General features: G+C 60.1%; 9 protein-coding genes. 5 read left to right on the forward strand and 4 right to left on the reverse strand.

Annotation, left to right across the window (positions count from 1 at the left end; all coding sequences use genetic code 11):
- Window positions 1–6: 6 nt before the first annotated feature.
- The gene (locus tag ACJWXQ_RS09840) at window positions 7–480 is read right to left on the reverse strand and encodes an Mpo1-like protein (protein WP_346053227.1); all 474 of its coding nucleotides are present in this window, start codon (window positions 478–480) and stop codon (window positions 7–9) included.
- A 219-nt stretch (window positions 481–699) separates the two neighbouring features.
- On the opposite strand from ACJWXQ_RS09840, the gene ACJWXQ_RS09845 reads away from it, so the two are divergent.
- Window positions 700–2,496: a PQQ-binding-like beta-propeller repeat protein gene (locus tag ACJWXQ_RS09845; RefSeq protein ID WP_406672724.1), complete on the forward strand. Its 1,797-nt coding sequence runs from the start codon at window positions 700–702 to the stop codon at window positions 2,494–2,496.
- A 120-nt stretch (window positions 2,497–2,616) separates the two neighbouring features.
- Here the strand turns inward: ACJWXQ_RS09845 and ACJWXQ_RS09850 are convergent, their stop codons facing one another.
- Both ACJWXQ_RS09850 and ACJWXQ_RS09855 read right to left on the reverse strand, forming a co-directional pair.
- Window positions 2,617–2,844, reverse strand: coding sequence for a tetratricopeptide repeat protein (locus ACJWXQ_RS09850; protein ID WP_406672725.1), 228 nt, complete (start codon window positions 2,842–2,844; stop codon window positions 2,617–2,619).
- Between the two features lie 70 nt (window positions 2,845–2,914).
- The gene (locus tag ACJWXQ_RS09855) at window positions 2,915–3,592 is read right to left on the reverse strand and encodes a hypothetical protein (RefSeq protein WP_406672726.1); all 678 of its coding nucleotides are present in this window, start codon (window positions 3,590–3,592) and stop codon (window positions 2,915–2,917) included.
- 220 nt (window positions 3,593–3,812) lie between these two features.
- Between ACJWXQ_RS09855 and ACJWXQ_RS09860 the strand changes: the two genes are divergently transcribed.
- Together ACJWXQ_RS09860 and ACJWXQ_RS09865 are read left to right on the forward strand one after the other, a co-directional pair.
- Entirely contained in the window at window positions 3,813–5,087 is a 1,275-nt protein-coding gene (locus ACJWXQ_RS09860) for an HD-GYP domain-containing protein (protein WP_406672727.1), read from the forward strand.
- 196 nt (window positions 5,088–5,283) lie between these two features.
- On the forward strand, window positions 5,284–7,530 hold the full coding sequence (locus ACJWXQ_RS09865; RefSeq protein ID WP_346052660.1) for a 7TM diverse intracellular signaling domain-containing protein: 2,247 nt from the start codon (window positions 5,284–5,286) through the stop codon (window positions 7,528–7,530).
- Between the two features lie 88 nt (window positions 7,531–7,618).
- Here the strand turns inward: ACJWXQ_RS09865 and ACJWXQ_RS09870 are convergent, their stop codons facing one another.
- Entirely contained in the window at window positions 7,619–9,769 is a 2,151-nt protein-coding gene (locus tag ACJWXQ_RS09870; RefSeq protein WP_346052658.1) for a DUF5916 domain-containing protein, read from the reverse strand.
- Window positions 9,770–10,041: 272 nt separating this feature from the next.
- Between ACJWXQ_RS09870 and bfr the strand changes: the two genes are divergently transcribed.
- Both bfr and ACJWXQ_RS09880 read left to right on the forward strand, forming a co-directional pair.
- Window positions 10,042–10,515: a bacterioferritin gene (bfr, locus tag ACJWXQ_RS09875; RefSeq protein WP_346052657.1), complete on the forward strand. Its 474-nt coding sequence runs from the start codon at window positions 10,042–10,044 to the stop codon at window positions 10,513–10,515.
- A gap of 125 nt (window positions 10,516–10,640) precedes the next feature.
- A complete protein-coding gene (locus ACJWXQ_RS09880; RefSeq protein ID WP_406672728.1) occupies window positions 10,641–13,079 on the forward strand; it encodes a DUF305 domain-containing protein in 2,439 nt (812 codons plus the stop codon).
- Window positions 13,080–13,133 lie beyond the last annotated feature (54 nt).

Raw genomic sequence — 13,133 nt, forward strand, 5'->3', positions numbered from 1 at the left:
AGGGCTTCAGCCATAGCGAATGCCCAGGGCCCGATAGAGATGGGCGAGCAACCACAGGGGCCCGATCATCAGGAACTGCAAATCCTGAAAAAAGGAGGGACTGCGACCTTCTATTCGATGGCCAATGAACTGACCAATCCAGGCCAGGACAAAGATGGCCAGGGCAAGGGCCCATAGGGGGACAGGGAGCTGGTCCAGCCCCCAGGTCACAACCAGGAGCAGGATGGAGAACAACAGCATGCCCAGTGCCAGGGCCGGGGACAACAAGAGATAGTAGAGGACGGCGGCCAGAAGAAAGAGGCTGGCCCAGTTGAATGGCGCAGCCATTGCCTGCAAGGGCTCGGGCACGGGTATGGACCAGAGCAGCCCGATCAGGCTAAGCACTATCAGGGGCACGCAGATCCAGTGGATCCGTTTGTTGACGGGGTGTCGGTGGCTCTCGCCATAGGCCTCCAGCCAATCCTGTACCGTTCTTGCCATCAGGGATTCTCCGAGTCACTCCATTGCAGCCTAGGCGGTAATGCTGCGCTGCTCAAGCGTCAATTCTCGCATCAGCCGGCAAGAAGCTGCTTTGTCCATTGGCGAGGGGGCATGGAGGGGCCCACCTGGGGGGATGTAAGGGGTGGAAATCTGTTTCACGCTGGGGTTGCCGGGAGCCCTGGATGGGCTTCAGATTTTTTCATGTAAGGGAGGAATTGTATGGAAATCAACAAGAAACGGGTTCTGGCCGGACTGTGTCTGGGTGGTCTGCTGACCCAGGGTTGCGCAACCCTGGAGCCGGAAACAGAAGCGGACTGGCAATCGGTGGTGGAAGTGAGCCGCCTGGCCGAGACTCATGTCAGCGATGATGGCAGTCGCCTGGTGGTGGGTAACCCCCGCAATCTCAATATTATCGATGGCCATGATGGTCAGGTGCTCGGTGGCTTCGGGGAAGCCGCCAACTGGCAGATGACGATCAGCGTGGGCGGGACCGAAGCCTACCGCCTGCGGGCGGAAAGCTCCAACGCCCTGGTTCTGCCCGAGGCGGACCTGGCCCTGATGTTTGACTACCACGGGGCACGAGAGCGCATCACCGCGGTGCATCTGAGTTCCGGCGATAAGGCCTGGCATTCCCAGGAATACAACTACAGCCTTCAACAGTACGAGCAAATCATCGGCGAGGCGGTCGACCGGGTTGCCGCCGCCCTGGGCGGTGAAGGGGAATCCACACTGGACCAGCGTAAACGGCAGCGTCATTTTGCCCAGCACCTGGCCAGGCCAGTGGACGATGGCGAAGGGCTTCTCCTCAAGACCTTTGACGGTCTGATCAAGCTGGATGCCAGCACCGGCTTCGAACTCTGGCGTCTGGAAGACTTCCAGGGTCCGGGCATCCGGTCGGTGGAGACATTGGACAATGGGGATTATCTGGTGCTGTCCACTGGCCGTGACCTGTCCCGGCTGCAGGCAGCGGAATCCTATCACCTGGCACGGATTTCCCCGGACGGAGAGGTCCGCTGGAAGCAGGAGCACAGTGGCCGCGACACCCATGGCATGCAGGTGGCCGAAGGCTATGCTGTGATCGATGCCTCTCCCATGCAGGTATTCCAGCTCAACGACGGAAGCAAGGCCTGGGAAGGCACGACCAACCGCCGCAGTGGCGAGTTCACCGACCGTCACTACCTGCCGGCACCGGAGCCCGCCATTCGGGACGGGGTCATCTATCACGTCGCCTGGACCCATGGCGAGGATGGTGACCTGGTCAGTGTCGGCGCCCCTCACCGGATTCGCGCCCTTGATCTGAGCAGTGGTGACATTCTCTGGGAAAGCGAGGAGACCAGTACCTACTTTGGTGATCTCAAATTCCATGGTGATCAACTGATCGCCTGGGGTGCCGGCCGCTATTTCGGCGACTCCAATGTAGGGGGTGCCGCCGGCCTGTCACTGGCGAATGGCGAGGAACTCTGGCGGACCGCGGAAATGGAAACCCCCGGCCTGACTTCAGCGGCCCCCTATATCTCTGAGCCCATCGTTGATGGTCAGCGCAACAAGGCCTTCGTCGCCGGCCCCGAGGTCCTATACGCTGTTGATCTCAACAGCAATGAAATCGCTTATGAGCTCGACCTGAATGATATGGGCTTTGGGGACACCATGGGCCTGATGGCCAGTGATGACCGCATCGCCATCATTCACACCGGTGGTGTCGCAGCCATCAATGCCGACGACGGCACCGTCGCCTTCGACACCGAGACGGAGCACGTGGGTGACTTCCACCGGGGTGACGAACGAGTCGTGGTGCAAGTCCTGCCATCGGCTCTCATGGCCTTCTCCGAGGATGACAATAGCGGTGGTTTGCGTGCAGTGGACCTGCGCAATGGCGAAACCGGTCCGCTGGTCGCCTGGGAAGACCTCCGCAGCTTCCTCTTCGGCAGCTTTGATGATCGCCCGGTTGTCAGCACCGACGGCCGCGCGGCCTTCTTCGTTGACGAGGATGGTCAAGTCTTCCGCTACCGCCTGTAAGCACAGCAAATCACGGTGCCGGCGTGCCCATCACGAGGCACGCTGGCGCTGAATATGCCCTTCATTCAGCTTGCACCCACTGTCACCGAATGGCGTTGCCACGCAGTGGGGCCGATCTGACTAGCGCTCCCGGGCCTCGTTGATGGAGTCCAGCTTGGCCTGGTATCGCTCGGCATAATGGGCCGGGCCAATGCTGCGGGCCCTTCCGAGGTAGCGGCTGGCGCGACGCAGGTTACCCAGCTCATATTCCACTCGGGCGAGAGCGAACTGGAACTCATGCTCGTCGGGATGCATGCGCACGGCCCGTCGGAAATGGCGGCGGGCTTCACTTAAGGAACCTCTGATCAATTCATTCGCGCCCGCAGCCAACGGGATTTTTTCTCTCGCGAGGCGCGACGAGCGTAGTGTAGCCGCTGTGCTACATGAGCGAGGCCTCCGCCGCCTCCATTCGGCCCAGGCGTCTCTCCACAATGGCGAGATTATTCCAGGCAGCGCTGAAACCCTCGTCCAGGGACAAGGCGTGACGGGCGGCAATGTAGGCAGACAATAGATTGTCCTCGGCGAGCAATTCCGCAGCCCGATTGTTGTAGTAGTGGGCAATCAGCCGGGTGCGAGAGATCACCTGGGGATTGCTTTTCCCGCCAATCAGGTCCATCTCGAAATCCACCGTGTATCGGCGCCCGGCCGCCAATACCCCGGCATTGACATGCTCCACCCAGAACACCGTGTCCTCGCGCCGGTCCCAGACCAGGGCCTGCTCCACCCGCTGGGCCCGGGCATTGAGCCCGGCCTGCTCCGCCAGTACCAGAAAGGCCATGGTGGCACTCAGGCAATTGGCCTCACCCCGCTGGAAGGCCTCGGCAACGGTCAGGGTCTCCAGATTACGATAGGACAAGGCCATGCCCGCCTCATCAAACAGAAAGTCGGTGGTCTCACGGACGGTATGATGGGCACTGCCTGCCTGGTCGAGGACACGCTCTTCATACTCCCGTGCGATCTCGGGCGGCAAGGAGAGCACCGCCTCCTGGGGTGCCAATTCATGAGCCGGCAAGCCCCATTGCAAGGCCAACCCCGCCGCCAGAAGCCAGGTAGCCATGAGCTCACCCCCCTCCCGGCGCTAGCCGGAACCACGCAACGGTTATGCTACCTGCTGAATTCGACTCCCCCGTGGGAATTCGGTTCCAAGCACAGGGAACTGCCACGGAAGGTTCGACTTGCGAATAAGCTGGTGTTAACTTCCTGCCTGTGACGCCTCACATAACCACATCATTGGTTTATTTTTCCCAGGCGATTCCCGACCGGCAGGAGGCCGTGACATGCCCACCAAACCCGTGGACGTGCAAGATCTGAAGCTTGGCATGTACGTGGCGAAACTTGATCGTCCCTGGACCAATTCGCCCTTCCTGTTCCAGGGGTTCCGCATCGAGAATGAAGACGAGCTCGGGCAGCTTCGACAACACTGTCGATACGTCTATATCGACCCGGAACTGGGTTATGACGGACCCAGATTCGAGCGCAACAAACCCAAACCCAGCGGCAAGACGGAGCCCCGGGTGGCCACCGGCTCGAAAACCGGCGAGGAACTGCTGCCCCGGGAGCCCGAACTCCGGCAGGCCATCCCGCAGGTCTATCAGTACCGTCGTCAGGCGATTGGCTTTCTCGACAATGTGCTCAAACAGGTTCGTGCCGATCAGTCCGTTAACACGGGTGCAGCCGGGCATGTGGTGGAAGGCCTGCTGCGCTCGGTGCAGCTGAACCTCAACGCCTCCATGTGGCTGAACAATCTCAAGCGTCGGCATGAGCACTCTGCAACCCACTGCACCAATGTGGCGGTGGTTGCCCTCGCCTTCGCCCATCACCTGGGCTATACAGGCCAAAAACTGATTGATGTCGGCATTGGCGCGCTGCTGCACGATATTGGCCTGATGCGCTTGCCCACTGAATTGCTGGACAAGCCGGAGAAACTCAGCGCGGAAGAAGAACGGGAAATGCGAGAGCATCCGGAATCGGGTAGCCGTCTGATCGCCAGGCGTGACGAAGTCTCCTCGACGGTACTCAACATCATCCGTTATCACCATGAGAGGGTAGACGGCAGCGGTTACCCCGATGGGCTGTCCGGTAAGCAAGTGCCGGAGGAAGCCATGATCGTTGCCCTGGCGGACATCTACGATGCCATGACCACCGAACGGCCCTACAAGACGCCGGCATCTCCTCACGGCTCGATGAACATCATTCGACAGCTGGCGGATTCTCATTTTCCGCCCTCACTGGTCCAGGCCTTCATGAGCTGCATTGGCATCTATCCCATCGGCACCGTGGTGCAGCTCAACAATGGTGTTGTCGCCCTGGTAGTGGGCCACACTCGCCGTACCCGGCTGCGACCGGAGATCATGCTTCTGAAACACCGTGACGGTCAGGTATTCCGCACTCAGCCATTGCTCGATCTGGACAAGATTGGCAGCGACCGCAACCCCGAGCAATGGCAGATCCTGCGAGTTGTCAATCCAAAGGACTTCGGTGTGGACGTGGCACGCGCCACGGAGATCTATGTGGACCGCCTCTACGCAAAGGCGGTTGAACAGCCCTCCTGAGCTTGGTCGATGACCGCCCGATAACGACAATCCATGTGGAAAAGCCGCCATTCTTGACATATTGTTATAGGCAGTCACGAGGCAAATGCCCGTGAGGAACGCAGTATCAAGACCGGGCTGAAGGCGTCGGCGCCGAAGACCGCCGATACCAGGGACTCCCGGCCGGGGGGAACGATCCCGACACTGGGAGGAGTCTATGTGGACGCCGTTTCGATCTGGGTTGGCCCTTTGCTTCCTGATGGCAGCCTCTGCCCTGTCCGCTCCGGTCGCCGCCGGACAGCCCTTGCAGCTCTCCACAGAGCAAGGCACCACGACCGAGAACCGACTGCAATTCGAAGTCGAAGCGGAGGCCACCGCGACCTTTGAAGCGCAGCTGCAGCGGGCCAGAGAAGGGCATTTCACGCTTTCCGAGGAGGCCTCTCCTCATTTTGGCTACTCGGACGCCGCCATCTGGCTCTACCTGACGGTCCAGGCCCCCGAGCAAAGGACCGGGCTCTGGCTGCTGGAGATACAACACCCTCTACTGGGCAACGTCACGGTGGAAGCCCACCGGGAAGACGGCAGTGTGGAACGTTGGGAGGCCGGTCAACGTGTGCCCTTCGATCAATGGCCCATGGCACATCGCAACGTTACCATCCCGCTGAATCTGGAGGCCGGCGAAGAAGTCGAACTGCTCTACCGGATCAGCAGCAACAGTTCCTTGCAGACGCCGCTGGTCGTCTGGCCGGAAGCCGCCTTCAATGAATCCGCTCAGCAAGCCAATCTTTGGCTCGGGCTGTTTTACGGAATCATTCTGGCACTCTTGCTGTATAACCTGTTGCTCTACTTCGGCCTGCGTGACCTCAACTATCTCTATTACGTCTCCTATGTGGGCCTGTACCTGCTTTCCCAACTGATACTCAACGGTCTGGCGTTCCAGCACCTCTGGCCGAACGCGACCCAGTGGGCGGAGATATCCACGTCGGTGGTGGTGGCCCTGGCGTTTGCTGCCGCGGCACAGTTCTCCCGTTCATTCCTGCAGCTACCCAAGCGCATGCCCCGCTCCAACTATGTGGTACTGGGCCTGATAGCGGCCTTTGGTGTCGCGGTTCTCTGGGGGAGCCTGATCAGTCCACGGGGCGGCCTGCAGGTCACGGCATTGCTCTCGGTAATCAATACTTTCGCACTGGTTGCCATCGCCACCATATCCTTGCGGTCGGGCTTTCTCCAGGCACGCTATTTCCTCCTGGCCTGGACGATCTTCCTGGTGGGGACGGCCGTGTACGGCCTGCGTGCCATCGGCGTACTGCCCAATGTCTTCGTGACCGAGTTTGGTGTTCAGATTGGTGCGGTCATTCAAATGTTGATGCTGTCCTTTGCCCTGGCCCATCGCATGCGGGTGACGGAATGGGAAAAAGCCCGGGTGGAACGGGAAGCCAAGGTCAACCTGGAAAGGCGGGTCAAGGAAAGGACTGCGGAGCTGGATAACGCACTGGGCGAATTGTCCAAGAGCAATCAACGGCTGGAGCATCGGACCTTGTTGTTCGAGACCCTGGTGGAGGTTAACCAGATGGCTCCCGGGATTCGCAACCCCGAGAGCCTGCTTGGGCAGACCTTGCCATTGCTGGCACGGGCCCTCCCCGACACCGGCCTAGCGGTTATCGCTCGTGTGCCCAAGGCGCCCACCGCAATTACTCAACTGCATTTCCATGATATTCCACCCGCCGTTCAGAAACGTATCCTCACACTCCTGCGTGGAAAGCGCATCGACAGTGAGTTGCCAGTGAAGATGCCTGAGCTGGGCAATGGCTATCAGGGCCTGCTGATCACCATGACCAATCGGCTGCGGCAGCTGGAAGGCATGTTCATTCTGGTTCGGAAAGGTGCGGGCTTTCAGTCAGACGAACGGGAAGCAGGCGTCCTGTTTGCCGACCACCTGGGGGCTTCCATGGAAGCCGTACTGTTGCAACGCCGACTTGAAGCCAGGGCCGACACCGAGATCAGTACCGGCCTCTACAAGCGCAGCTATCTGGAAAAGATCCTTCATCGGGAAATCGAGCACCGCAAACAATATGATGTACTGGACTTTGGCTTTGTTTGCCTCCGCCTTCCAGAATTGGACGCGGTACGTGAGCAGCATGGCCCTCAAGCCGCCGAGCAGATGCTCAGTGCCGCGGCAAAACGCCTCAAGGAGGCTTGCCGCCCCGGTGATGAAGCCGGCCATTGGCGAGGAGATCAACTGGCCGTTGTCTGCCCGGGAAGCAAGACAGAGGATGTCCAGGCCCTGGCGGACAAGATTCGGCGAGAAATTGCCGGCAAGACGGTCAGCCTGTCCAGCCAGGATGGACATATGATGGAGCAAAAGCTTGAACTGCAGATCGGTGCGGCCAGTTCCGAGGGGGGCAACCCGGAAGCGGTCTCCGAGGAAGCCGTCACGGCCATGCGAAATTCAGACAAGGCCTGAGCGATGGGGAAAACGACTCCAGTGGCATCTACTGCACGTTCTTAAACCGGCCTCAGGGAAGCTCTGATCGAAATTGATCAGAGCTTCCCTAGATCTGCCAGGCGTAGCTCATCTTTATAAACAGCCGCCTGCCCTCAAGCTCCATTTCATTGCGGCTTTCGCCCCCTCGCAGGTCAGAGTAGCCGGCGATGAACTCGGTTCTCGGGTCCAGGCGCCAAGTGAATGTAGCCTGGTTGGCCCAGCTGTATTGATCGCGACCCTGTCCATCGGGGTACAGATCACTATTACGCTCGATATCAACCAACTGGGAAATCAGACGAACATGACTGCGCAGGCCGAGAAACCAGGCGGCACGCAGCTCCTTGGTGGTCGCGGTAAACAGGCGGCCCGCTGACAGATCCAGAGACTCTCGCTGGTAGCGAAGGTCCACCTCCAGATGGCGACCGATGTCTGCGGTGAGAGAGGGCGCGAAGCGAGTGGACTCGCCACTGCGCAAGCCAACAAAATCGATCTGGTCGCCGCTTTCCGCCTCGGCAGACAGCTGCAGTCCCCGGACCGGCTCGACCTGGACGCGCCCGAATCGGCGGCTGCCATCGAACCGTTCACCGGCATGCCACTGTTCGTATTGCCACGCTGACAGGGTGAGACGGGATTGCCAGCGACCTCGCAATGAAAGCTGGGCTTCGTCCTGGCGCAGCAACGGCTGCCCGTCAGCGCTGGTATCGCTGCGCCGATGCTCCAAACGAAAATCCGCCTCGTCCAGCAAGGCGTCACCGCTGCCATACCAACGGCTGCCCGCCCAGGCGGTGTTCTGTTCGAAGCCACTCTGAGGCATGAAGCCCAGGTCAGCGCGGAATCCTGGCTCGCGGTGATCATGGCTGCCACCCAGGTACCAGTTCCTGCGCTCATGCTGATAGCGAACAAAGCGGGCATCGCCCTCTTCTCGAGGAGAGGCCGACTGGGGCTCCAATCGATCCCGGGTCTCGCTGCGGGACCACTGATAGCGCACGGTGTCATAACGACTCGGCCGCAGCAGGCCATCTACACTCAGCACAGAGTTCTCGTAATCCTCCGCGGAACGATGAGTCAGCAACATGCCGAGACCTGCGTTTTCCATCACATCCCGCCGCAAGCGCAGGGCGGTGGATTCGCTGGGCAGGTCTTTCCTCAGGAATTCCGCCGACTCCGGCCCCGGCCGTATCAGGTTCAGTTGGCGGTCCCGAACATGAAAGAAACCCACGGCCTGGGCGCCCAGTTGCCCGGCCAGCTTGATGCCGTCAGACGGCTCCACCAGGTTGCGGGTCTGGACCGACTCCATGGGTGTCTGAAACAGGTCCGCGGATTCCTGAAAGAATGGTCGGCGCTCCTGGCGCTGTACCCCGAAGGGCTGATTGATGTCCAGCTCCAGAGGGTCTGCCGCCACTTGCGAGAAATCCGGGTTGACGGTGCCGGTCAGGGTAAGACTGGGGGTCAGGGCCCATTGCACCGTTGCACCCAGATTGCTGTCCCGTTCCGTCTCCCTGCCTTCGCCATCGGCACGTGGAAACTCCCGCTGCCCAAGGGAGACCTCGGGGGTAAACTCCAGACTTCGGCCCGCTTTGACGCCGGCAAAACCGTCAACCCGTTGCACCTGACACAGGTAACAGTCCTGCCCTCGTTCCAATGGACTTAGGGCAAAACGACGGCTGTAGTCGCGCGGATAGAAACGGACCAGGTCCAGACCCCAGGTCATGATGTCCTCACTGGCGGGGAAACGCAGGCTACTGAAGGGGATGGCAATCTCCACCTCATAGCCGTAATCGGTCAAACGTCCAGCGGATTCCCAGATAAACTCAAAGCTACTGTCTTCGGTGCCAGCCAGCTCGTTGATAAAAAGGTCGGACTGAACACCGAGCGGATTGACAAAAAATTGATAGCCCCGCCGTTGCCCGTCATAGGGGTCCAGTGTCAGTGAAACCAGGTCATTGCCGAAAATATCGTCTCGAGCGCGATAGTAGGCACGAATGCGCTCCGGTGCCGGATCATAGGCCCTGAAGCCCACATACAGGTGGGTGTCACTGTAAATCAGCAGGGCCTCGGTGCGTACGGGCGCCGATATGTTCTCGCCGGGCCGGGTTTCATAGGGCAGTTCCATCACCAGGGCCCGGTCCCAGACAGACTCATCCAGATGCCCGTCCACGGTGATGGTTTCATCGGTGTGAGGGACCTGCGGCCGCTCAGCGAAGACCGGCTGGCTCACGAGGGTGGCCAGAAATCCCAGGATCGGGAGAAAAAATGCCCTAGCGGGCCTGGCAAGGGCGGGCAAAGCGGCAGCCTGAGAGGACACGTGGCCTCCTGCAACGATGAAATGGGAGTCGGGGGGCGGGGACCTTACCCCCCGTCTGTGACCGAGGCAAGTGCTCGGGGTTCCCTCCCGCTGACGGACCGGGCCGACGAGGCATCTTGGCGGTGAGAGGCCAAAGGGAGTAGCATCAGTGGAGATGCAAACACCCTGCCCCGGAGGAGGCTGATATGAAAGGTGATGATGGCGTGCTGGAATTTCTCAACCGTGCCCTTCGCAGTGAGCTCACGGCCATCAACCAGTATGTTCTCCATGCCCATCTGCTCGAGGACTGGGGCCTGGAACGGCTTTATCGCATTGGTTTTGCCCATGCCAAGGATGAGATGCATCACGCTGAAACCCTGATCAAGCGCATCCTCTTTCTGGAAGGGCACCCTGAGATGCAACAACTCGACGATCTCATGATCGGGCGGGACGTGAAAGGCATTCTTGGTAATGACTTGAAGGCCGAGGAAGCTGCGATCAAGCTCTACCGGGAAGCCGCTGCCTATTGTGAGAAGGTCCAGGATTACACCACCCGGGACTTGTTCACCCATCTCATTGCCGATGAAGAAAAACATTACGATTTCCTGGGGACCGAGCTGGATCTGATCGAAAAGATGGGCCTGGAAAACTATTGCCAGTCTCAGGCAAGTTCGGAGTAGCCCGTCCCGCCTCCCGGCCCGGGAACCCCCCGGGCCGGATAAGGTCTCATTCATTTATCGTCATTTCGTCATTGCCGCGCCCCGGCCGTGGGCGCTAGTGTCTGACTTCAGCCCAAGGAACCTGTATGTCACGCTCAGGCCCTTCGCTCTCAACTCCGTTCCTGCCCCTTGCCTTGCTGGTCTCAAGCCTGCTGGCGGTCAGTGCCCATGCTGAGGGCCCTATCATCCAGCCCGGCGCACCGGGAGAGGCCAGCCGGACCATCAGTGCCGAGGAAGCCTCAAGGCTCGCTGGCATTCAGTATTCGGAAGCCGATATCCGCTTCATGCAGGACATGATTTCGCATCATTGGCAAGCGGTGGAGATGTCGGAACTGGCTCCGGAACGCAGCCAGCGCGACGGGATCAAGGACCTGGCAAGCCGTATCCTGGCTTCACAAAGCGATGAAATCGAGTTCATGCAGTCCTGGCTGGCCGAACGGGAAGAATCCTGGCCGTCACGCAGGGACCACCATGACATGGATGAGCACCATGATCACCATCACGACATGGCGGGCATGGCATCGCCGGAAGAAATGGCCAAACTGGAAGGATCCCGGGGCAATGACTTCGACAGACTTTTCCTGGAGCTGATGATCACCCACCACGAGGGCGCTCTGGAGATGGTCAACGATCTGCTGTCCCAGTCCGGGACCGCCCAGGACCCCGAACTGCTGCAGTTCACCATAGACGTCGTCAATGATCAGGATGCGGAAATCACGCGTATGACCCAGCTCCTCGCGGAGTTGGATCCGGATCCGCGAGTGGGATTGGCCGCGGGCTTCCACGATGCCGAGCAGGCGGCCTGGAATATGGAGTTGCTGGCCACAGTGCCTCGCCCGCCAGGCTTTCATGTCCCGGGCAACCCCGCCGGGCTCCCACTGAGTCGCCTGAGAGAGAAAGCCGGCGAAGAAGTCGATGAACTGGATGAACGTCTGGAACGGCGCCAGCCTTTGTTGAGCTTTGTCAATTCCGACATCGCCTTCGCCGGAGATAAAGTGATTGCCGGCAGTTTCCACGGCTTCAATATCTATGACACCGCTAACGAGGGCAAACCGGAATTGATCACTTCCGTAGTCTGCCCCGGCGGGCAGGGCGACGTCTCTGTTGCCGGCGACCTCTTGTTCATGTCGGTGGAGCAACCCCGCGCCCGGCTGGACTGCGGTCTTCAGGGCGTCGCGGACTCGGTAAGCGATGAACGATTCAGAGGTATTCGGGTTTTTGACATCAGTGATATCCGCCAACCTCAACAGGTGGCTGCCGTTCAGACCTGCCGGGGCTCACATACCCACACCATTGTCCCCGGCCCCGACGAGGGCCGCATCATCATTTACAACTCCGCCACCAGCTTCGTGCGCGATGACGAAGAGCTGGCCGGCTGCTCCGATCAGCCGCCGGAAGAGGATGGCAAGACGGCCCTGTATCGGATCGATATCATCGAAGTCCCGGTGGACAGCCCGGAGGATGCACGGATCGTCAACAGTCCCTTCGTCTTTGCCGACGAGGAGACCGGTGACCCTGATGGCCTCTGGGCCGGTGGTGACCATGGAGACGGGACCCAGCGCACCCGGGCCACCGACCACTGTCATGACATCACGGTCTTCCCCGAATTGAATCTTGCCGCCGGCGCCTGTTCCGGCAACGGCATCCTGTTTGATATCTCCGACCCACTCAATCCGGAACGGATTGACGAGGTCACCGACCCGAGCTTTGCCTACTGGCACTCGTCGACCTTCAGCAACGAGGGCGACAAGGTGATCTTTACCGACGAGTGGGGCGGCGGGACCCGGCCCCGCTGCCGAGCCTCCGATCCCTTGGAGTGGGGCGCCAACGCCATCTATGAAATCGTTGACGGCAAGCTGGAATTCCGGAGCTACTACAAGATGCCGGCGCCACAGACCGAGCAGGAAAACTGCGTCGCCCACAACGGCTCCATCATCCCGGTACCGGGCCGGGACATCTTCGTTCAGGCCTGGTATCAGGGCGGGATCTCCATCAAGGACTTCACCGATCCATCCAATGCAGAGGAAATTGCCTTTTTTGCCCGTGGACCCATCGATGAGGAGGCACTTGTGGCGGGGGGCTTCTGGTCAGCCTATTGGCACCAGGGTCGTATCTATGCCACCGAACTGGCGCGCGGCATGGATGTGTTTGCCCTGACCGCAGGCGAGGTGCTGAGCGAAAACGAGATTGCCGCGGCAAAGCTCGCCGGCGACCGGGTATTCAATCCCCAGACCCAACACCAGATCGAATGGCCCGCCAAACCGGTGGTCGCACTGGCTTATCTGGATCAACTCGAACGGGACCAGAGCCTGGAAAGCGAACAGATTGAAACCCTGCGTGCCTCTATCAATCGAGCGGGGACCCTCCTGGACAATGGGGAGAGGGACCGCAGCCTGTCTCGCGAGCTTCGCCGAGAAGCACGTGTCCTCTCCCGCAGCGGCCGTGATGCGGAGGATCTGACTGCTCGTCGATTGGAGGGATTGGCAGACACCCGGTCCGGCCTGGCAGGTAGAGTCCGGAGATAGGTATAAAGCAGCCACGAGTCAGTAAGAGCTCACCATAAATAAAGAGCCGCCCGA

It is taken from the genome of Natronospira sp., assembly GCF_007134575.1.
Taxonomy (GTDB): Bacteria; Pseudomonadota; Gammaproteobacteria; order Natronospirales; family Natronospiraceae; genus Natronospira; species Natronospira elongata.

Coding starts and splice junctions, on each gene's coding strand:
- ACJWXQ_RS09860 (WP_406672727.1), top strand. CDS start 3,813: ATGCCCACCAAACCCGTGGACGTGCAAGATCTGAAGCTTGGCATGTAC.
- bfr (WP_346052657.1), top strand. CDS start 10,042: ATGAAAGGTGATGATGGCGTGCTGGAATTTCTCAACCGTGCCCTTCGC.
- ACJWXQ_RS09855 (WP_406672726.1), bottom strand. CDS start 3,592: ATGGCTACCTGGCTTCTGGCGGCGGGGTTGGCCTTGCAATGGGGCTTG.
- ACJWXQ_RS09845 (WP_406672724.1), top strand. CDS start 700: ATGGAAATCAACAAGAAACGGGTTCTGGCCGGACTGTGTCTGGGTGGT.
- ACJWXQ_RS09840 (WP_346053227.1), bottom strand. CDS start 480: ATGGCAAGAACGGTACAGGATTGGCTGGAGGCCTATGGCGAGAGCCAC.
- ACJWXQ_RS09865 (WP_346052660.1), top strand. CDS start 5,284: ATGTGGACGCCGTTTCGATCTGGGTTGGCCCTTTGCTTCCTGATGGCA.
- ACJWXQ_RS09880 (WP_406672728.1), top strand. CDS start 10,641: ATGTCACGCTCAGGCCCTTCGCTCTCAACTCCGTTCCTGCCCCTTGCC.